8 protein-coding genes are annotated in these 6487 nt (G+C 36.0%); 2 read left to right on the top strand and 6 right to left on the bottom strand.

What is annotated here, in order from left to right; all coding sequences use genetic code 11:
• Positions 1 to 279 precede the first annotated feature (279 nt).
• A complete protein-coding gene (locus V7183_RS08060; RefSeq protein WP_097898783.1) occupies positions 280 to 636 on the top strand; it encodes a YgzB family protein in 357 nt (118 codons plus the stop codon).
• Between the two features lie 63 nt (positions 637 to 699).
• Here V7183_RS08060 and perR read toward each other — a convergent pair whose 3' ends face one another.
• The 6 genes from perR to V7183_RS08030 all read right to left on the bottom strand — a co-directional run bounded on the left by perR (position 700) and on the right by V7183_RS08030 (position 5007).
• On the bottom strand, positions 700 to 1128 hold the full coding sequence (gene perR / locus V7183_RS08055) for a peroxide-responsive transcriptional repressor PerR (RefSeq protein ID WP_170958192.1): 429 nt from the start codon (positions 1126 to 1128) through the stop codon (positions 700 to 702).
• A gap of 315 nt (positions 1129 to 1443) precedes the next feature.
• Positions 1444 to 1899 (bottom strand): thioredoxin-dependent thiol peroxidase, encoded by a 456-nt coding sequence (gene bcp, locus V7183_RS08050; protein ID WP_335359156.1) that lies wholly within the window; start codon positions 1897 to 1899, stop codon positions 1444 to 1446.
• A 45-nt stretch (positions 1900 to 1944) separates the two neighbouring features.
• On the bottom strand, positions 1945 to 2349 hold the full coding sequence (locus V7183_RS08045) for a potassium channel family protein (protein WP_097898780.1): 405 nt from the start codon (positions 2347 to 2349) through the stop codon (positions 1945 to 1947).
• Between the two features lie 70 nt (positions 2350 to 2419).
• Positions 2420 to 3205, bottom strand: coding sequence for an ABC transporter permease (locus V7183_RS08040; RefSeq protein WP_097898779.1), 786 nt, complete (start codon positions 3203 to 3205; stop codon positions 2420 to 2422).
• 4 nt (positions 3206 to 3209) lie between these two features.
• Complete coding sequence (locus V7183_RS08035; protein WP_335359155.1) at positions 3210 to 4001, bottom strand: ABC transporter permease; 792 nt, start codon at positions 3999 to 4001, stop codon at positions 3210 to 3212.
• Complete coding sequence (locus V7183_RS08030; RefSeq protein WP_097898777.1) at positions 3994 to 5007, bottom strand: ABC transporter ATP-binding protein; 1014 nt, start codon at positions 5005 to 5007, stop codon at positions 3994 to 3996. The genes V7183_RS08035 and V7183_RS08030 overlap by 8 nt, the downstream gene beginning before the upstream one ends.
• A 121-nt stretch (positions 5008 to 5128) precedes the next feature.
• Here V7183_RS08030 and hemL point away from each other — a divergent pair, with 121 nt between their 5' ends.
• Positions 5129 to 6427 (top strand): glutamate-1-semialdehyde-2,1-aminomutase, encoded by a 1299-nt coding sequence (hemL, locus tag V7183_RS08025; RefSeq protein WP_097898776.1) that lies wholly within the window; start codon positions 5129 to 5131, stop codon positions 6425 to 6427.
• The last annotated feature ends 60 nt before the right edge of the window (positions 6428 to 6487 follow it).

Raw genomic sequence — 6487 nt, 5'->3', positions numbered from 1 at the left:
CAGAGAACTCGTTTGCCGCTTAATTGCGACTTCCTTATGGTAACATCTTCGTTTTTCGATGTCAACTAAGTTTTTGATTTCTTTTTTGCTTTCTGCGTGTTTCGCATCAGCGACGTGTATTAATATATCACGCACTACATGTACGGTCAATACTTTTCACAAAAAAATTTCACATCCCGTTTGTACTTTATCATTCTTACAAATTTCATCAACCTCTTTTCTTTTTGATAAAAAATTCTAAATTTTGTGTTATATTGTTGCTATAGGAGTGTGATGGGAATGGGTATTAAGTATTCAAACAAAATCAATAAGATTCGAACCTTTGCATTAAGTTTAGTATTTATCGGCCTCTTCATTGCATACTTAGGCGTCTTTTTTCGAGAGAATATTATTATCATGACTACCCTTATGATGCTCGGTTTCTTAGCTGTTATCGCTAGCACCCTTGTTTACTTTTGGATTGGCATGTTATCTACCAAGACCGTGCAGATTATTTGTCCAAGCTGTAATAAACCAACAAAAATGCTTGGTCGTGTAGATGCATGTATGCACTGCAATCAACCTTTAACACTTGATCGGAATTTAGAAGGAAAAGAATTTGATGAGAAGTATAATAAAAAGAGCTATAAAGCATAAAATGGAATTTATATAATAAAGAAAGAGGCTGACATAGCCGTCAACCTCTTTCTTTAATTATAATTACGCCTTATGACATTCTGGACATACGCCATAAATTTCTAAACGATGACTATTAATAACAAAGCCGGTTGCTTTCGCAGCTTCATCTTCAAGTTTTTCCAAACCACCATAAGGAAAATCAACAATCTTACCACACTTTTCGCAAATTACATGGTAATGCTGACTTGTAATATAATCAAATCTACTTGAAGCGTCTCCATAAGTTAATTCCTTTACAAGCTCAACTTCTTTAAATACACGTAAGTTATTATATACAGTCGCAACGCTCATATTTGGAAACTTACCTTCTAACGCCTTATAAATTTCATCCGCTGTTGGGTGCGTCATAGATTCCACAAGGTACTCTAAAATAGCATGACGCTGTGGAGTAATGCGTACACCCGTATTTTTCAGCATTTCTAGCGCTTCTTTTAATTCTTCTTTGACCACCGTCATGCACCCCGATTCTATACGGATTATTATTTTATAATTCTTATAAATAGTGTACTCCTTTTCTTGTCAATCGTCAATATTTCTACTATAACTATGTGTTTTATTTTTCACCTAACCTTATTCTTATGTATATTTGTCCCTTCCTTATACATTCGTAAAGAAAAAAAGTGCGAAATAATCGCACTTGGAATACTATCATCTGAGGAGGTATGCCCTACCCTTTTAATTTATGAAACATCATAAAAAGTGTATAGGCATATGCCTTATATGAGAAACTTCTTTCGTTCTTTATTCCTTTGCTCATGTAAGCTCTTATTTTATATAAGAAAGAATCTCTTCGATATGACCCTTCACTTTTACTTTACGCCATTCTTTTACAAGTTCACCGTCTTTATTAATCAGGAATGTAGAACGCTCAATTCCCATATACTCTTTTCCAAAGTTCTTCTTCAGTTTCCAAACATCATATTGTTCTGCCACTTTATGATCCTCATCCACTAAAAGTAAAAATGGTAAATCATGTTTTTCAATGAATTTCATATGTCTATTTGCTGGGTCAGGACTTACACCAAGAATAACTGTATCCTTTTCTTGGAATAACCCATGTGCATCTCGAAAATCACATGCTTCCGTCGTACATCCCGGTGTCATATCTTTCGGGTAAAAATATAACACTACATTTTTTCCGCGAAAATTGGATAATTCAACCTGCTCCCCATTGCTTCCTTCTAGTGTAAAATCTGGTGCTATTTCTCCTATTGCGACCATCTTTATCACTCCTTATATTTTCCTTCTACTATAACAAATATTACCTTATTTTTCATTGTCTATCACAGTCCGGACTACGAAAGCAAACGGTAATGTATATCCAATTAGCGCCTCAACTATCGCAACCCAGCGTCCTATTCCAACTGGGGTCACATCACCATATCCAACCGATAATAAAGTAACTGCGCTAAAATATAAACATACTTCTACAAGTTGAAAAGAATGGCCATTCAATCTTTCACCATCTTCCCTTAAAATCGAAAATCCACTTTCCTCTAATACAACATAGCTTAATCCAAATGCAATCAGTACCGTTGTATAAATTAAGAACAATGAAGTCAAGTTATACAAAGAAAAAAAACGCTTTGACTCCGAATATGAACTCCATAACAATTGAACACTTCTTAAAACAGCAATTACTGCGATTAATAGGATCAGTCCCCATAACATGTCCTCCACCTCATCCTATATGTATGAGGACAACAAATAATTTATCCCATAGAAACCAATGAACCCCTATTTAATTTCCAGCACCACGGTACCTTTTCACACCCTGATTCCAAAGTGTAATTGCAATCGTAAAACAAATTACGCCAACCATTGGTGTTGCAAATGCATAACTGTTCCATTCCGTTTTTCTAAGAAAGTATGCCGCTGGATATACACCAACAAATGCAAACGGTAATACAAAGGTTAAAATGAAGCGAATAACGCGATTATAAATATTTACAGGGTATCGTCCATAATTCCCTATATTATACATAAGCGGCATAATGGAGCTTTTCGCATCTGACCAAAAACCGATACTCGCGAGTGTTACAAATATCCCGCCGTATACAAGCGCTCCTCCTCCTACCATTAGCAAGAACAAAAAGATGTCATACCAATAAAAAGATAATTGAAGCTGCACTGCTGCATATCCCATTACAATCATTCCTGTTATAGCTCCAATTAACGACTCTAATTCCATTCGTTCTAATATAATTTGAAACAAACTATGAATCGGTCTTGTTAAGACACGATCCATTTCTCCCTTGATAATGTACCTATCATTAAAGTCCCATATATTAAAGAAAGAAGAAAAGATAGCAAATGGTACTAAGAAAAAGCCATAGATAAAAATAACCTCTTCACGGCTCCACCCTTTTAATGACTGTGTATGCCCAAAAACAACAAGTATAAAAATTAAATTAACAGCTTGTAATAGTAAGTCGGATAATAACCCAACAATGAAATCACCACGATATTCTAGTTTCGTTTTAATATATTGGCTTGCATATTGCAAAAAAAGTTTTATATACAACATCTCATCATCCCCCTTGTACAATTAGGCGTTTTCTCGCCGTTTTCCACATCAGCACAATTGGAATAATAAGTACCACTGCCCAAATCATTTGGAATAATAAAGCTTGATACAACTTACTTCCTTGTATTCCTTCAGAGAAAATCATACTCGGAATATAACTGATCGCTTGGAATGGTAAGAATACCATCGCTTTTTGGGCCCATGGAGGATAAAAGCTAATCGGTAGTAATAAGCCTGAAAACAAATCAATAACAACACGTTTTGCGTACATAATTCCACTGTTGTTAAATAAGAAAAAAGTGAGCATTCCTGTCATTAAGTTAATTTGCGTATTAATAATAAAGCTGAATATTAACGATAGAAAGAAATACAGCCACGTTTGAAAATTCGTTGTAATTTGTAAGGAGAACAACAGCGTAACGATCAGCATACCTGGGATTGAAAAGAATGCAAAACGAAATATTCCCTCTCCAAGCCCTTGCATAACTTTCATCCCTAAATAGTTATACGGTCGAATTAACTCAACAGCTACACGCCCTTCTTGAATTTCCATCGCAATTTCTCTATCAATATTATTAAAATAAAAAGCACGAGCCATCCAAGCAATAGCAATATAGGTTGTCATTTGAGAAATCGATAAGCTTTCAATATTCTCTTTTCCACTGTAAATAGCTTGCCATAAGAAGTAATATGCTCCGATATTAATCGTATAAATTAAAATTCCACTATAATAGTTTGTTCGATAAGCAAGCATCATTAAAAAACGAATACGAATCATTTCAATATACTTACCCATGAATGATACCCTCTTCATAAATGTTACGAATAATTTCTTCTGTAGACACTTCATGAATTTTTAAATCTTTAATTTGAAAAGCTTGTACTACTTTTGAAATGAGCATAGAGATTATAACTTCTTCATTCGGTATTTTCGCAATCCATGTATGTTCTTCTCTCGCCTGCGACCAAACTACATGATTATCCGGCATAATCATTGATAATTGTTGATACGAAACCGGCGAAACAAATTGAAAATGTATCTCTTTTTCCGCTCCCCATTGCGAACGCAGTTTTTCTAACGAACCATCATACATAATATTTCCCTCATCAAGCATAATAACGCGCTCACATAACGCTTCAATATCAGTAATATCATGTGTTGTTAAAAGAATCGTTGTTTTATAACGCTCATTCATCTCTTTTAAAAATTCACGAATCTTTAATTTCACAAGAACATCTAATCCGATTGTTGGCTCATCTAAAAATAAAAGCGGTGGATTATGAATTAATGCCGCTGCCAATTCACAACGCATTCGTTGACCGAGCGATAATTTACGCACCGGTTTATCTAACAACGGTCCAATATCTAATGTTTCAATAACATGCTCCATATGTTCTTTATACTGGCTATCCGATACACCGTACACTTTCTTTAATAGACGAAATGATTCTTGCACTGCGATATCCCACCAAAGCTGCGAACGTTGTCCAAATACAACACCAATTGTTCTTACAAATTCTTCTCGCTGCTTATGCGGATTCATACCATTCACTGTAATTTGTCCAGACGTTGGTGTTAAAATCCCAGTTAACATCTTAATAGTGGTTGATTTTCCAGCACCATTTTCCCCAATATACCCAACCATTTCACCTTGCTTTATAGTAAACGAAACATCATTCACTGCTGGTACTATTTTATAGTTACGATTTAATAAATCGCGAAAAGCACCCTTTAAGCCCGAACGACTTGAATAGGTTGTAAATTCTTTACGTAATCCTTGTACCTCAATTACCGATTTCATAACCGGACCTCCTCCCTAAATATCACAACGAATAGTTTACCCAACTACTATCCCTATCACAAACAATACGTCTTTTTGAAAAACATGTTAAAATAATACATAGATTTTTGTAAGGAGATGAATTGTAGTGAATTTCACAAAGTCAGAAGCATTACATAAAGAAGCGTTAGAACATATTGTTGGTGGTGTTAATAGTCCTTCACGTTCTTTTAAAGCCGTTGGCGGTGGTTCACCTGTTGCAATGGAACGTGGGAAAGGTGCTTATTTTTGGGATGTAGATGGTAATAAATATATCGACTATTTAGCAGCATATGGTCCAATTATTACAGGGCATGCTCATCCTCACATAACGGAAGCAATTAAAACAGCTGCTGAAAATGGTGTACTATACGGAACACCGACAGCACTAGAAGTAAAGTTTGCAAAAATGTTAAAAGAAGCAATGCCTGCTTTAGATAAAGTTCGTTTCGTAAACTCTGGTACAGAATCTGTTATGACAACGATTCGCGTAGCTCGTGCTTACACAGGTCGCACAAAAATCATGAAATTTGCTGGTTGCTACCATGGTCATTCAGATTTAGTACTTGTAGCAGCTGGTTCAGGTCCTTCTACTCTTGGCACTCCTGATTCAGCCGGAGTACCACAAAGTATCGCACAAGAAGTTATTACCGTTCCATTTAATAATGTAGAAACATTAAAAGAGGCACTAGATAAATGGGGACATGAAGTAGCAGCTATTCTTGTGGAACCAATCGTTGGGAACTTCGGAATTGTAGAACCTAAACCTGGTTTCCTTGAAAAAGTAAATGAGCTTGTTCACGCGGCTGGCGCACTAGTTATTTACGATGAAGTTATTACTGCTTTCCGTTTTATGTACGGCGGCGCTCAAGATTTACTTGGTGTAACCCCAGACTTAACAGCGCTTGGTAAAATAATTGGCGGTGGTCTTCCAATCGGTGCATATGGTGGTAAAAAAGAAATCATGGAACAAGTTGCCCCGCTTGGACCTGCTTATCAAGCTGGTACAATGGCCGGAAACCCAGCTTCTATGGCAGCTGGTATCGCATGCCTAGAAGTCCTAAAGCAAGAAGGCGTATATGAAAAACTAGATGAGCTTGGAGCAATGCTTGAAAAAGGTATTTTAGAACAAGCCGCAAAACATAGCATCGATATTACAGTAAATCGTCTAAAAGGTGCATTAACTGTGTACTTTACAACAGATACAATTGAAGATTATGATGCTGCTCAAAATACAGATGGTGAAATGTTCGGCAAGTTCTTCAAGCTTATGCTCAACGAGGGAATTAACTTAGCACCATCCAAATATGAAGCATGGTTCTTAACAACAGAACATACAAAAGAAGATATTGAATATACAATTGAAGCTGTTGGCAGAGCATTTGCTGCCTTAGCAAAATAAAATTGCAACGCATAAGAAAAGGAAGAAATAGAGGCTGCCCTCTATTTTTTTCTTTTTTCT

The sequence above is a fragment of the Bacillus sp. JJ1127 genome, from assembly GCF_036965845.1.
GTDB lineage: Bacteria > Bacillota > Bacilli > Bacillales > Bacillaceae_G > Bacillus_A.
This window is presented reverse-complemented; position numbering and strand designations above follow the sequence as displayed.